At 52.4% G+C, this 13,815-nt stretch carries 14 protein-coding genes; 1 reads left to right on the top strand and 13 read right to left on the bottom strand.

What is annotated here, in order from left to right:
• Nucleotides 1-182: 182 nt before the first annotated feature.
• The 5 genes from clpX to HALA3H3_RS19920 form a co-directional block, all read right to left on the bottom strand.
• Nucleotides 183-1,463 (bottom strand): ATP-dependent Clp protease ATP-binding subunit ClpX, encoded by a 1,281-nt coding sequence (gene clpX, locus HALA3H3_RS19940; protein ID WP_022523306.1) that lies wholly within the window; start codon nt 1,461-1,463, stop codon nt 183-185.
• 74 nt (nt 1,464-1,537) lie between these two features.
• The gene (clpP, locus tag HALA3H3_RS19935) at nt 1,538-2,155 is read right to left on the bottom strand and encodes an ATP-dependent Clp endopeptidase proteolytic subunit ClpP (protein WP_009287800.1); all 618 of its coding nucleotides are present in this window, start codon (nt 2,153-2,155) and stop codon (nt 1,538-1,540) included.
• A gap of 69 nt (nt 2,156-2,224) precedes the next feature.
• Nucleotides 2,225-3,577: a trigger factor gene (gene tig, locus HALA3H3_RS19930; protein ID WP_022523305.1), complete on the bottom strand. Its 1,353-nt coding sequence runs from the start codon at nt 3,575-3,577 to the stop codon at nt 2,225-2,227.
• A 260-nt stretch (nt 3,578-3,837) separates the two neighbouring features.
• Nucleotides 3,838-4,215, bottom strand: a complete 378-nt coding sequence (locus HALA3H3_RS19925; RefSeq protein ID WP_022523304.1) for a hypothetical protein — start codon at nt 4,213-4,215, stop codon at nt 3,838-3,840.
• A gap of 3 nt (nt 4,216-4,218) precedes the next feature.
• The gene (locus tag HALA3H3_RS19920; protein WP_022523303.1) at nt 4,219-4,683 is read right to left on the bottom strand and encodes a flavodoxin; all 465 of its coding nucleotides are present in this window, start codon (nt 4,681-4,683) and stop codon (nt 4,219-4,221) included.
• Between the two features lie 142 nt (nt 4,684-4,825).
• Here HALA3H3_RS19920 and HALA3H3_RS19915 point away from each other — a divergent pair, with 142 nt between their 5' ends.
• The gene (locus HALA3H3_RS19915) at nt 4,826-5,038 is read left to right on the top strand and encodes a DUF2788 domain-containing protein (RefSeq protein WP_022523302.1); all 213 of its coding nucleotides are present in this window, start codon (nt 4,826-4,828) and stop codon (nt 5,036-5,038) included.
• 169 nt (nt 5,039-5,207) lie between these two features.
• Here HALA3H3_RS19915 and HALA3H3_RS19910 read toward each other — a convergent pair whose 3' ends face one another.
• The 8 genes from HALA3H3_RS19910 to HALA3H3_RS19875 form a co-directional block, all read right to left on the bottom strand.
• Complete coding sequence (locus HALA3H3_RS19910) at nt 5,208-5,507, bottom strand: integration host factor subunit alpha (RefSeq protein ID WP_022523301.1); 300 nt, start codon at nt 5,505-5,507, stop codon at nt 5,208-5,210.
• 128 nt (nt 5,508-5,635) lie between these two features.
• Nucleotides 5,636-8,017: a phenylalanine--tRNA ligase subunit beta gene (pheT, locus tag HALA3H3_RS19905; RefSeq protein ID WP_022523300.1), complete on the bottom strand. Its 2,382-nt coding sequence runs from the start codon at nt 8,015-8,017 to the stop codon at nt 5,636-5,638.
• Between the two features lie 26 nt (nt 8,018-8,043).
• The gene (gene pheS, locus HALA3H3_RS19900; protein WP_022523299.1) at nt 8,044-9,063 is read right to left on the bottom strand and encodes a phenylalanine--tRNA ligase subunit alpha; all 1,020 of its coding nucleotides are present in this window, start codon (nt 9,061-9,063) and stop codon (nt 8,044-8,046) included.
• A gap of 159 nt (nt 9,064-9,222) precedes the next feature.
• A complete protein-coding gene (rplT, locus tag HALA3H3_RS19895) occupies nt 9,223-9,576 on the bottom strand; it encodes a 50S ribosomal protein L20 (RefSeq protein ID WP_007114344.1) in 354 nt (117 codons plus the stop codon).
• A gap of 64 nt (nt 9,577-9,640) precedes the next feature.
• On the bottom strand, nt 9,641-9,835 hold the full coding sequence (rpmI, locus tag HALA3H3_RS19890; protein WP_027959586.1) for a 50S ribosomal protein L35: 195 nt from the start codon (nt 9,833-9,835) through the stop codon (nt 9,641-9,643).
• 82 nt (nt 9,836-9,917) lie between these two features.
• On the bottom strand, nt 9,918-10,409 hold the full coding sequence (infC, locus tag HALA3H3_RS19885; RefSeq protein WP_009287797.1) for a translation initiation factor IF-3: 492 nt from the start codon (nt 10,407-10,409) through the stop codon (nt 9,918-9,920).
• 60 nt (nt 10,410-10,469) lie between these two features.
• Entirely contained in the window at nt 10,470-12,392 is a 1,923-nt protein-coding gene (thrS, locus tag HALA3H3_RS19880) for a threonine--tRNA ligase (protein WP_009287796.1), read from the bottom strand.
• Nucleotides 12,393-12,613: 221 nt separating this feature from the next.
• Nucleotides 12,614-13,483 carry an OmpA family protein gene (locus tag HALA3H3_RS19875; protein ID WP_022523297.1) on the bottom strand — a complete coding sequence of 290 codons (870 nt, stop codon included), beginning with the start codon at nt 13,481-13,483 and terminating at the stop codon, nt 12,614-12,616.
• Nucleotides 13,484-13,815: the final 332 nt, after the last annotated feature.

Below are 13,815 nucleotides of genomic sequence, written 5' to 3'. Positions count from 1 at the left end.
GCAGTAACACTTCACGAATTAGGCTTTATAACTCTCTCGCTAGATAACCAGGCTTCACAACACGCTTTATAAGGGCTCTCTACAGCAGAGCCCTAGAACATCTACAACAACAAGGGGTCGCCTTGGCGACCCCTTGATTTAGCGCAAGCGGTTGAAGCTGGGCCGCGATACTCGACTAGCCACTAACCATCAGTGCCGTCGACACGTGCATCTTCCTGCTGAGAGTAGATCAACAGAGGTTCGCTTTCTCCGGCTATCACAGATCCGTCGATGACGACCTTGCTAACACCTTCAAGCGAAGGAATTTCGTACATGGTATCCAACAGTACCGACTCTAGAATAGAGCGCAGTCCGCGAGCACCTGTCTTACGCTCCATGGCTTTTTCAGCCACTGCACGTAACGCTTCATCTCTGAACTCTAGCGTTACATCTTCCATTTCAAACAGCTTGGCGTACTGCTTAACTAGCGAATTCTTCGGTTCTGTAAGAATCTGCACCAGGGCGTCTTCAGTGAGCTCCATCAGTGTTGCGATGATGGGCAAACGACCCACAAACTCTGGAATCAAGCCAAATTTAACCAGATCATCAGGCTCTACGTCGGCCAGCAGTTCACCCACCCCACGGGAAGACTCTTTGCTTTTCACCGCCGCATTGAAGCCGATGCCGCCTTTCTCAGCACGGTCACGGATAACTTTATCCAGCCCTGCAAAAGCACCGCCTACGATAAACAGAATGTTGCCCGTATTGACTTGGACAAACTCCTGCTGGGGGTGTTTGCGTCCGCCTTGAGGCGGCACGGAAGCCGTCGTACCTTCAATAAGCTTCAGCAGTGCTTGCTGAACGCCTTCACCCGAGACATCACGGGTAATAGAAGGGTTATCCGACTTGCGTGAAATCTTGTCGATTTCATCGATGTAAACAATGCCACGCTCGGCTTTCTCGACGTCGTAGTCGCACTTCTGCAACAGCTTCTGGATGATGTTTTCGACATCTTCACCGACATAGCCGGCTTCCGTCAGCGTGGTTGCATCCGCAATGGTAAAAGGTACATTCAGTAACCGTGCCATGGTTTCCGCAAGCAGCGTTTTACCGCTACCGGTGGGACCAATCAGCAGAATGTTTGATTTACCTAGCTCTACATCGCCGTCGCGTACATCTGTTTTCAAACGCTTGTAGTGGTTATATACCGCTACGGAAAGCACCATCTTGGCGCGATCCTGTCCGATAACGTAGTCATCAAGCGTATGACGTATTTCGCGTGGCGTAGGTAAACGCTCCTCATCGCTCTCGGCATCGGCTTCGAGAACTTCCTCGCGAATGATGTCATTACACAAGTCGACACACTCATCGCAGATATAGACGGATGGGCCCGCAATCAGCTTACGTACTTCGTTTTGGTTTTTGCCGCAAAACGAGCAGTAGAGCAGTTTGCCACCTTCGTCTTTGCCTTTGCCGTCGGCCATTCGCATACCTCTATCACTGCGGCGGCTTTCGCCGCCGGAAAAGCTCGTTAGAAAAGCAGAATCCTATCACGCTATCAGGATGTAGGCCGCTTATCCAGCACTGCATCAATCAGGCCATACTCTTTGGCTTGATTGGCGCTCATGAAATTATCCCGATCAGTATCACGTGAGACAGCTTCAATTTCCTGACCCGTGTGGTGGGCAAGAATTTGGTTCAGTTTCTCGCGAATACCCAGAATCTCACGGGTATGAATTTCAATGTCAGACGCTTGGCCTTGGTAACCACCCAGCGGCTGGTGAATCATGACGCGTGAGTTGGGAAGGCAATAACGCTTGCCAGCAGCACCCGCTGTCAATAACAGCGCACCCATGCTGGCCGCCTGACCAATACACACCGTAGAGACATCTGGTTTCACAAACTGCATAGTGTCATAAATCGACATACCCGCAGTGACCGATCCACCTGGCGAGTTAATATACAGGTGAATATCTTTATCGGGGTTTTCCGATTCCAGGAACAGCAGTTGGGCAACAACCAAATTAGCCATGTAGTCTTCTACAGGGCCTACCAAAAAGATCACACGCTCTTTTAACAGGCGTGAGTAAATGTCGTAGGCTCTTTCCCCTTTGGCGCTCTGCTCAACCACCATGGGCACTAAACCGCCGGCGTTTTGAATATCAAACTCACTCATTCAGGTGATTCCTTGCGTCCGGGAAGGGAAAGGCGCACCGACATATTAGGTGCGCCGCGTTCCAGGGTGTTAGGCGCTCGCTTGCTCGCCCTCTTCAGCACCCTCATCTTGCTCTGCCTGCTGTTGCGCAGCGGCAAGGGCTTGCTGATAAGACATTTCAACGTCTTTAATGTTCGTTTGTTCGAGCAGCTTAGCTACCGCTTTCTCTTCGAGAATGGCAGATTTTACTTGGGTTTTCATCTGCTCGTTACCCATGTAGTAGCTAACCACCTCATCAGGATCTTGGTACTGCTCAGCAAGCTCGGTCACTTTTGCTTTGATAGCATCATCGTCAGCATCGAGTTCGTTAGCTTTGATTACTTCAGCCAGCAACAAGCCGACCTGAACGCGGCCTTTGGCCTGCTCTTCAAAGAGTTCGTTGGGCAACTGGCTGACATCAAAATCTTCGCCTAGACCAAACTGCTGCGCCGCTTGGCGCTTCATGCCGTCAGTCTCTTGCTGAACGAGCGCGCTAGGCACAGGAATTTCGTTAACCTTTTTCAGCGCATCGAGCACTTGCTGCTTAACCCGGTTATCAACGGCTTGCGACGCTTCACGGGTCATGTTCTTCTTGATTTCAGCGCGGAATTTTTCCTGATCGCCGCCTTCAACGCCAAAACGCTCGATAAACTCAGCGTCTACTTCGGGCAACTTCTGGCTGCTGACCTTATGTACGGTTACCTTGAAAGTGGCTTCTTTACCGGCTAAATGCTCGGCCTGGTAATCCTCAGGGAAGGTGACGTTAAGGGTCTTCTCTTCGCCCGCTTTGGCGCCAATTAACTGCTCTTCAAAACCAGGAATAAAGCTATTGGAACCAATGACCAGCGTGTGGCCTTCGGCGCTACCGCCTTCAAACGGCTCATCACCAATATAACCCTGGAAGTCAATAGTGACCTGATCGCCGTCAGCTGCAGCAGCGTCCACTTCTTCCCAGGCTGCATTTTGCTTACGCAGCGTATCGATCATCTCATCGACATCCGCATCACTCACCGAAACCACCGGGCGCTCAATCTCTGTACCTTCGATAGAGTTAAGCTCAACCTGCGGGTAGATCTCCATAACCGCAACGAACTCTAGGTCTTTACCAGACTCATTGACCGATGGCTCAATTTGCGGGAAGCCAGCAGGGTTCAACCCTTCTTCGGTAATAGCGCGCACATAACGCTCACGCATTACTTCGCTGACAACCTCGTTACGTACGTCTTGGCCGTAGCGCTGCTGGACTACTGCCATTGGCACCCGGCCCTGGCGAAAACCATTCAAGCGAACGTTCTTCGCAGTGTCTTTCAAGCGAGCGCTAACGGCCCCGTCAATTTCGGCCGCCGGCACTTGAATGGTAATGCGGCGTTCGATCTGGGAGGTCGTCTCGACAGAAACTTGCATGAATTGTCCTCTAACGGCTGGGCGTTGTGTTGATTGCATATAATAAGTTCAAGGGGGCAATTTTAAGAACCCCAACGCATAGTGGCAAGCGCCATGCTCGCAACATGGGGGCAGTGATTTTAAAAACAAGGCAATAAGCGAGCAATTAACCACTTTAAGGCGTGTTTAGCTTCATTATTCGCCCCACGTTGCGTAATTTTTACCATTCTACTGCTTTGTGCGTCTTGCAGCGACTTTTTCAATCACTACCGCAAAAAAAGCTAACCTGCATGACGCTCACCCGACCACCATAAGCTCAGCGCATGAAGAAGCACCCCAAGCGTAGCACCATGAGAAATGAATACCTGCCAACTGATCCAGTCCGTAAACAGCGCATGCCAGCCACCCATCACCACCATTCCCAGCAGCAGCATAACGACTAACCGTTTACATAGTTGTGGCAGACGACGACGCGCCTCCACGGCCAGTAAGCGCCACTGAACAATAGCCGCAAAAGCCACCAGCGCTAAGGCGAAGATAATCAGCGTCTGGCGGGTTTCATGCCCTCCCGCCATGTAGCGCGGCAAAGTTGCCAGCATAACGACACATAAGCCCAGCGCAACGCTGATGCGCTCAGGCGAGGTGGGGGCTCGCTGCATCGCTCAAGCCACCTCTAATTGCTGGGCAACGATCCACTCTTCCACCCAGGGCACAGCAGCATCGTCGGCCATAAAGGTCTCCATGGCATCGATCTCTAGGCGCTCCCCTAAACGCGTCGCGCCATGATCCGCCAGCAGCTCATCAAGCGCGCGGCCAGCGCCACAAAATGTATCACCATACGAGCTATCACCGAGTGCAATGAGTCCGTAGCGAAGTGTGGTAAGCGCAGGACTTTGGTCACGCAACTGCCGGACAAAGGGCACAAAGCTGCCGGGAAAATCACCACTACCAGTGGTCGATACACAAAAAAGCGCCAAATCGGCGTCACCGCTGACAATATCATCAACAGATGGCTGTTCAATAATCTCCACAGCGTAACCGGCCTGTTCAAATAGGGGCTTCACCTGCTCTGCCACATCAAGGGCACCGCCATACATGGTACCCACCAAAATATTTAGCTTCGGCATCGTCACTCCCCTGTCAAAGTGTCACAGTGCCAACCGTCAAGTCGACAAATACCTGATGAATTTGCTCAAATATTAACATGGCTGGTTAGAATGAGACACATCGCCCAAACGGGTGACCCACACGCAGCGCACAGGAGTGGCTATGCAGCAAACCTTCGAGGCTTGGATCACCCCGCTAATGATTAGCGGCCTGATCATATTTATGTGTTTTATTATCTGGGATTTGGCCAAAAAATCGAACGCAGGCAAATTTGGTACCATCATGCTGTTTGTGGTGCTCGGCGCAGGCATGCTGGGTTACGTCATTAAGGTGGTGATTACCTGGCTAATCGAAGGGGGCGGCATGCAGGGGTAGCAAAAGCCATCACTCCACAGGCGCGCTTATCACTATACTCATCACAACAACGCCCATCATAAAAGAGAAAAGGAGCGCCCGAAGGCACTCCTTTTTTATGAAGGGGAGTCTTGCATGACACGAGAGCAGCTACTGAACTGAGAGTACCAGCATTTCTCAAACCAAAAGACTATTCACCGCCTTCATAGTGTTCAACCTGCTGCTTAAGCTTTTGCCCTGGGCGAAACGTCACGACTCTTCGAGCAGAAATGGGAATTTCTTCACCGGTTTTGGGGTTACGCCCTGGTCGCTCGCGCTTATCTCGCAGATCAAAGTTACCAAAACCCGATAGTTTTACCTGTTCGTTCTCACGAAGGCAGGCTCTAATCTCTTCAAAAAAAGCTTCGACCATAGCCTTCGCTTCTCGTTTGGACAGGGCTAGCTCTGCATGCAAATGTTCGGCTAGCTCTGCTTTGGTCAACGCACCCATAAGGCTTCTCCTTATCCTTGAAGCAAACACAGCAACAAACGCTCTGTACCAAACGTACAGTAGCAAACGCATTGCCAAGAACGTGATAAGCATCGTGGCGTAGCCCAGGCACTCACATAGCTACTTAATTAGCCGCGCAGCTCAGCATCTAACTTGACACGCACTTGTGTCACAATTGAATCAACCAACTGATTGATTTCCTCGTCGTTTAGCGTGCGCGATGGATGCTGCCAGGTCAAGCCCAAAGCAATACTCTTGTGCTCTTCGGCCACACCTTTACCTGAATAGACGTCAAATAGCTTGATATCTTGCAGATACTCACCTGCTTGCTGCTTGGCGCAATCCAACAGCGCCTGCACAGGAGTCGCCTCTTTGAGTATAAACGCCAAATCACGGCGCACCTCAGGAAAGCGTGATAACGGTTCAAAGGCAGGAATACGGCCTTGGCTAAGCGCATCCAGACGCACTTCGAAGAGCACCGCATCCATCTTCAAGCCAAGCGTTGCGCGCACCTGAGGGTGCAGGGTACCGATCCAACCCGCAGGCTCTCCACGATGCAGCAGCTGCGCACACTGCCCCGGATGAAGGGCCGGGTGCTCTGCAGGCTCAAAGCGCCATGCGTCAGCGTCACCGCCCAAGGCCAGGACACTCTCCAAATCGCCCTTTAGATCGTAGAAATCCACCCGCCCTTTCGCATCACTCCAGCCCTCTGCTTCCCGCGCACCACAGACCAGAGCACCAAGCATCGGGACTTGTGACAACTCATCCAGTTCGCCGTTGAAAACCAGCCCGGTTTCAAACAGCCGCACGCGGGTTTGCTGACGGTTAAGGTTATACTCCATGGCGCGCACCAAGCCGGGAAACAAACTAGCACGCATCACCGACAAATCAGCCGAGATAGGGTTAGCTAGCGCGGGGCTTACAGCATCGGGCAGCATGGTCGCTTGCAGCTCAGGAGCCACAAAGCTGTAGGTAATCGCCTCTTGGAAGCCGCGGGCAACCATCTGGCGGCGCAGCCGTGCCTGGGTAAGCGTTGCCTCGTCTGCTGAACGGAGCGCCAAGCGTGCCGCCGGCCGGCGCACCGGCAAATTATTGTAGCCATGGATACGCGCTACTTCTTCGATGAGATCCTCTTCGATGGCCAGATCAAAACGCCAACTCGGCGCAGTGACTGCCCAGCCGGCATCCTGCACGCTGACTTCAAGCCCTAGGCGTTGCAAGATATCAGTTACATCATCACTATCGAGAGCCTTGGAAAGCGCTTTTTCTAACCGTTCACTGCGCAAGAAAATAGCGCGCTCAGCAGGCATACGCTCAGCACTTTGCGCTTCTACAAGAGGCCCTGCTTGGCCGCCGCAGATATCAATCAAAAGCTGTGTGGCGCGCTCAACGGCAACTGGTGTCAATTGCGGATCGACGCCGCGCTCAAAACGGTGCGATGCATCTGTGTGTAGCCCGTAGGAGCGCGCCTGCCCCGCAATGGCAAGCGGAGTGAAGAACGCTGATTCAAGGAAAATAGTCTGGGTATTTTCATTAACGCCGGAGCTTTCCCCACCCATCACACCTGCCATGGCTAGCGGGCCTGAGCTGTCGGCAATGATCAACGTTTCGGGGCGCAGCGCCATATCACTACCATCAAGCAGTGTTAGCCGTTCGCCCGGCTTGGCCATGCGAACCACTATGCCCTCTTGCAGGTTGTGGCGGTCAAAGGCGTGCATCGGCTGGCCCAATTCCAGCATGACGTAGTTGGTAATATCCACCACTGGGTCAATCGAGCGCACGCCACTGCGGCGAAGACGTTCTACCATCCACAGCGGTGTTTCAGCCTTAACATTAACGCCCTTGATTACGCGACCAATATAGCGCGGGCACTGCTCTGGTGCCTCTACGCTCACCGCGAAGCTATCCTCAACCTCCGCGGCCACCGGTGCGATTACGGGCCCGTTAACCGGCAAACGGTTAAGCACGCCGACCTCTCGCGCCATCCCCTTAATACTCAGGCAGTCTCCCCGGTTGGGCGTCAGATCGACCTCAATCGTCATGTCATTAAGATGCATGAACTCTCTGAAATCGCCCCCCACCGGCGCAGATGACGACAGCACCAGGATGCCGGGCGAGGTCTCTTCTTCAAGCCCCAGCTCCGATGCAGAACAAATCATCCCGCGCGATTCAACGCCGCGTAGCTTGGCTTTTTTGATTTTAAAATCACCTGGCAGCACGCCACCCACCTGGGCAAAGGGGATTTTCTGACCAACATCAACATTGGGTGCACCGCAGACAACCTGCACAGGCTCGCCACTACCGTCATCAACGGTGCACACATTGAGCTTATCCGCGTCAGGGTGCTTCTCTTTACTCAGCACCTCAGCCACCACTACACCGCTGAATGCGGCGGCTACCGGCTCAATAGCGTCGACTTCCAAGCCCGCCATGGTGATTTGGTCGGCCATTGCCTGCGTTTCAAGCTGCGGCGAAACCCACTCACGCAGCCACTGTTCTGAAAATTTCATCGTTGATCCTGTATTCGGCGGCGGTCTTAAGCGAATTGACGTAAAAAACGCAGATCGTTTTCAAAGAACAGGCGTAAATCATTCACGCCGTAGCGCAGCATTGCCAAACGCTCAGCCCCCATTCCGAAGGCAAAACCGGTATAGCGCTCGGTATCAATACCCGAGTGACGAAAGACTTCAGGATGCACCATGCCGCATCCCATCACTTCCAGCCAGCCGCTGTGGGAACAGACACGACAACCTGATCCACTACACATCACACACTGAATATCCACTTCGGCGGAGGGCTCAGTGAATGGAAAGTAGGATGGACGGAAACGCACCGAAAGGTCGTCGCGCTCAAAAAATGCCTGCAGAAAGTCTTCGATAGTTCCTTTAAGGTCGGCAAAGCTAACCCCCTCATCGACCAGCAAGCCCTCCACTTGGTGGAACATGGGGGTGTGAGTCAAATCTGAATCGCTGCGATAGACCCGCCCCGGGCAAACGATACGGATAGGTGGCTCACTACTTTTCATAGTACGCACTTGCACCGGCGAGGTGTGAGTACGCAGCAGGCGGGTGGCGTCAAAATAGAAGGTATCAGCCATACCGCGAGCGGGATGGTGCGCGGGAATGTTGAGGGCTTCGAAGTTGTGATAATCGTCTTCAATTTCAGGCCCTACCGCCACGTCATAACCAATACGTGTGAACAGCCCCTCTATGCGCTCAAGCGTACGCGTGACGGGATGCAACCCACCGCTGGCCTGACCACGCCCTGGCAATGTGACATCGATACTTTCAGCGGCCAAACGGGCATTCAGCGCCTCACTTTCAAGCTGTTCGCGCTTAGCATCAATTTCGTCGGCCAGCGTTTGCTTGGCTTGATTAATACGCTCGCCTGCTGCCGGGCGTTCTTCGGCTGACAGCTTCCCCAGGCCCTTCAGCAAGGCAGTTACCTCACCTTTCTTACCTAAGTAGCGTACTCGTAACTCGTCTAGTGCGGCGACACTCTGCGCAGCCTGAATGGCGTCGCGAGCCTCAGATACCAGAGTAGGAAGGTGATCCATCCGTTTCACTCCGAATTAAGCGGTGTCCATCCGTGAAGATGGCGTGGCACGTTGAAGGTGACAAAAAAACAGGGGAAGAGCGGCTGCTCTTCCCCTGGATGGGTCACTCTGAAATGACCTCAGGCACGTAACACGGGCACAAGCCCTATGCATATTACCTTATTGGGCAGCCTTGGCTTTTTCCACGATGGCAGCAAATGCAGCCTTCTCGTGTACTGCCAAATCGGCCAATACTTTACGGTCGATTTCGATACCGGCTTTCTTAAGACCGCCAACAAAGCGGCTGTAAGACATACCGTTAACACGCGCACCAGCGTTAATACGCTGGATCCATAGCGCGCGGAACTGGCGCTTACGATTGCGACGGTCACGGTAAGCGTACTGACCAGCTTTGATTACAGCTTGCTTGGCAACACGGAAAACGCGTGAACGGGCACCGTAGTAACCTTTGGCAAGCTTCAATACTTTTTTATGGCGACGACGCGCTACTACGCCACGTTTAACTCGAGTCATAACACACTCCTGACTTTAAGGCTGAGGCAAAAAAATTGTGCACTCAGAAAAACGAAAACCCGACTTATAGATTCGGCAGCATACGCTGGATGAGCGCTTTATCAGACGCGTGGATCTGCTTCATTCCACGCAATTGACGCTTACGCTTGGTCGATTTCTTGGTCAAGATGTGGCTACGGTGAGACTGCTTGTGCTTAAAGCCATTAGCAGTCTTCTTGAAGCGCTTGGCAGCGCCGCTGTTGCTTTTGATTTTCGGCATGAGGAAAACTCCGCTCGATATTTTTTAGAAAACCCAGGGCCGACCACCGGTTTAACGGTGGCCCGTTGACATCGCCGTTGGATCACTTCTTTTTCGGGGCAATAATCATGATCATCTGGCGGCCTTCCATTTTAGGAAAGGCCTCTACCACTCCGATCTCTTCCAGGTCTGCCGCGATCCTTTCCATCAGCTTACGGCCGATATCCTGGTGCGCCATTTCACGACCACGGAAGCGCAGTGTGACTTTGCCCTTGTCACCACCTTCCAAAAAGCGCGTCAGGTTTTTAAGCTTGACCTGATAATCGCCTTCATCGGTGCCAGGACGGAATTTGACTTCCTTAACCTGGATTTGCTTCTGCTTCTTCTTTTGAGCCGCTTTCTGCTTCTTGGTCTCAAAAACGAATTTGCCGTAATCCATAATCTTACAGACGATGGGATCGGCATTCGAAATTTGCACGAGATCTAAGCTTTCAGATTCAGCACGCTCTAGCGCTTCGGTGGTGGGCACAACGCCCAACTGCTCACCGTCGCTACCAATAAGGCGTACTTCTTCTTCGACAATTCGCTCGTTCATTGGTGGGCGTTTGTCTGCTGGACGCCCGCGCTGGTTGCTTCTCTTGATCGTTCCGTCTCCTTAGGCCATTGACGATGTCGCCAGGGCTGCTCTCTCGGCAGTATGGCGTTCAATAAATTCATCGACCGTCATTGTACCGAGGTTTTCGCCGCTGCGTGTTCGCACGGCCACTGAGTCAGCTTCGACTTCCTTATCTCCCACCACAAGGAGATAGGGAACTTTCTGTAATGTATGCTCACGGATTTTAAAGCCGATCTTCTCGTTCCTCAAGTCCGCTTTAACACGCAAGCCACTTTTTTGCAGACGTTTCTCCAATTCGAGCGCATATTCACGCTGCGAATCGGTGATAGTCATGACAACCGCCTGCTGAGGCGCAAGCCATAATGGCATAGCGCCCGCATAATGTTCAATCAAGATGCCAATGAAGCGCTCCATGGAGCCTACAATAGCACGATGCAGCATTACCGGCGACTTACGCTGACCTTCTTCAGTCACATACTGAGCCCCAAGCCGCTCTGGCATCATAAAATCGACCTGCATAGTGCCGACCTGCCATTCACGCCCCAGACAGTCTTTCATATGATATTCAATCTTGGGGCCGTAGAACGCGCCTTCGCCAGGAAGTTCCTGCCACTCGACGCCACAAGTTTTCAATGCGCTACGCAGCGCATCTTCTGCCCGATCCCAAACCTCATCACTTCCAATGCGCTTTTCCGGGCGAAGAGCAATTTTAATAGCTATATCTTCAAAGCCGAAATCACTATACACCTTTAGCGCTTGGCGATGAAAATCAGTCACTTCAGGCTCAACTTGAGCTTCAGTACAGAAAACATGGCCATCATCTTGCGTAAATGCCCGCACACGCATAATGCCGTGTAAAGCACCTGAAGGCTCGTTACGGTGGCATCCACCAAACTCACCAAAACGAACGGGCAATTCGCGATAGCTACGCAAACCAGAATTAAACACCTGAACATGTCCAGGGCAGTTCATCGGCTTAAGAGCATACTCACGCTTTTCGGATTCAGTAAAGAACATGCCGTCCGCGTAGTTATCCCAGTGCCCTGATTTTTTCCAAAGCGATACGTCCATAATCTGAGGACAGCGTATTTCTTGATAACCACCCTCTTTATAGACGCCCCGCATATATTGTTCGATCTGCTGCCATAGCGCCCAGCCGTTTGGATGCCAGAATATCATCCCCGGCGCCTCTTCCTGCATGTGGAAGAGATCCAACCGACGCGCCAACTTACGGTGATCGCGTTTCTCCGCCTCTTCGAGACGTTTGACGTAAGCCTTCAGCTGTTTTTTATCACCCCACGCGGTGCCGTAGATACGCGTCAACATAGTATTTGCAGCGTCACCGCGCCAATAAGCACCGGCCAACTTGGTCAACTTAAAGGCTTTTAAGTGGCGGGTATTTGGCACATGAGGCCCGCGGCACATATCGGTGTATTCTTCGTGATGATAAAGCCGGATGGTCGCGTCATCGGGAATATCGCGAACAATTTCCTGCTTATAAGGTTCATCGCGGTGTAAAAAAGTCAGCATTGCCTGGTCACGATCAACATACTCGCGTACCACATCGTACTCACGCTCTATCAGTGACTGCATACGCGCTTCGATGGCTTCCAGGTCTTCCGGTGTGACAGATTGACCAAACTCAATATCGTAGTAGAAACCATCTTCAATAACTGGCCCGATGGCCATTTTGGCCTCGGGGTACATCTGCTTAACCGCATGACCAATGAGGTGAGCGCAGGAGTGGCGAATAATTTCCAGCCCTTCAGCGTCACGGGCAGTAATTATCGCCACCGTTGCGTCTTGCTCGATCAGGTCAGCGGCATCTACCAGCACACCATCGATCTTTCCAGCGATACAGGCCTTAGCCAAACCAGGGCCAATGGATTCTGCGAGCTGCATAATGGTTAGCGGTGCTTCAAACGTCTTTTGACTGCCGTCAGGCAGAGTAACAATAGGCATTCAGATTCCTTGAGCGCAGTGGTGATCCATACCAAGGATCACATATCGCTATCAATGGTCTTGGGAGAGGTGTAAATGTACCAACATAAAACAGCAGCAAGACTAGCAGACTTGCCGACCGCTTAAAATAAAAACGGGAGGCATAAGCCTCCCGTTTCTTTACCTGTGGATTGCCGCTAGCACTTTATAACCAAACCGCAAACCTCAGATGATAAGTGAACTTAGTTCCACTCATCCAGTTCAACGCGACGGTTCTGGAAGCGACCTTCTTCAGTCTCGTTAGAGGCGACCGGACGCTCTTCACCGTAACCTACCGCACGCATGCGGTTAGCTTCTACGCCACGGCTCGCCAAGTAGTTAGCAACAGATTGAGCACGCTCTTGTGACAAGTTTTTGTTGTACTCGTCAGAACCGCGTGAATCAGTGTGGCCTTCGATGCTTACGCGAACATCAGGGTTGCTGACCAAGCGCTCTGCAACACCGTTAAGCACGCTCTGAGCGTTAGAGGTTAACTGAGCAGAATCAAACTCGAAGTTAACATCTTCCAGAACTACGCTATCCGGGCAACCCAGGGCGTTCACTTCTACACCAGCAGGAGTGTTCGGGCACTGATCACGGTAATCGGGCACACCGTCGTTATCGGAGTCAAGCGGGCAACCGTTGGCATTAACTTCAACGCCAGCGGGAGTGCCTGGGCACTGATCGCGGTAGTCCGGCACGCCATCACCGTCAGAATCTAACGGGCATCCCTCGGCGTCAACTGCAACACCAGCAGGCACTTCGCCATAGCTCGGGCACTGAGGTGCAACCGGCTCAGGCGTACGATCAGCACATAGCAGACCGCCGATAGCAGCACCAGCTGCGGCACCAGTAGCAGCACCGCTCTCTTCATCAGAACTACTGCTGGTGGCGTAGCCAATGCTGCCACCGATAACGCCGCCTGCCAGACCACATACCGCAGGGTGCTGGTACCAGCTGCGGTCGCTGCTAGCGCTTGCTTGGCCGGAAGACTGTGAGGCCGAGCTGGCACAGCCAGATAGACCTACTACCAGTGCGGAACCGATGAGCAAGCCAGTCGTTGATTTTTTCATGCAAGACTCCTTCTTGATCCAATGCTGAAATGGCCATAAGTGACCAAATCTATCCAATGCTTCTTATTGCGAGAGCATCCATTTTTCGCCTGCTCCATATCGCTGTTGATAGTATCAAGCTCCCAGTACCAATAATCACGTACTAATTACTCAACACCCAGTCGATATAGAGCGATGTGCCTATCATTCACGCTTAAGCGCAGGAAGGCAACAATGCCAAGATATCAACTTCTTGCCAATACCGACATCCTTCAGCATAGCAAAATTGCCGCAATGGGCACTAAAAATTAGCTTGCTATGCTTTTGAGCGGTTTAAACCGCTCAAAACCTGT

The sequence above is a fragment of the Halomonas sp. A3H3 genome, assembly GCF_000982975.1.
GTDB classification, from domain to species: domain Bacteria; phylum Pseudomonadota; class Gammaproteobacteria; order Pseudomonadales; family Halomonadaceae; genus Vreelandella; species Vreelandella titanicae.
This window is presented reverse-complemented; position numbering and strand designations above follow the sequence as displayed.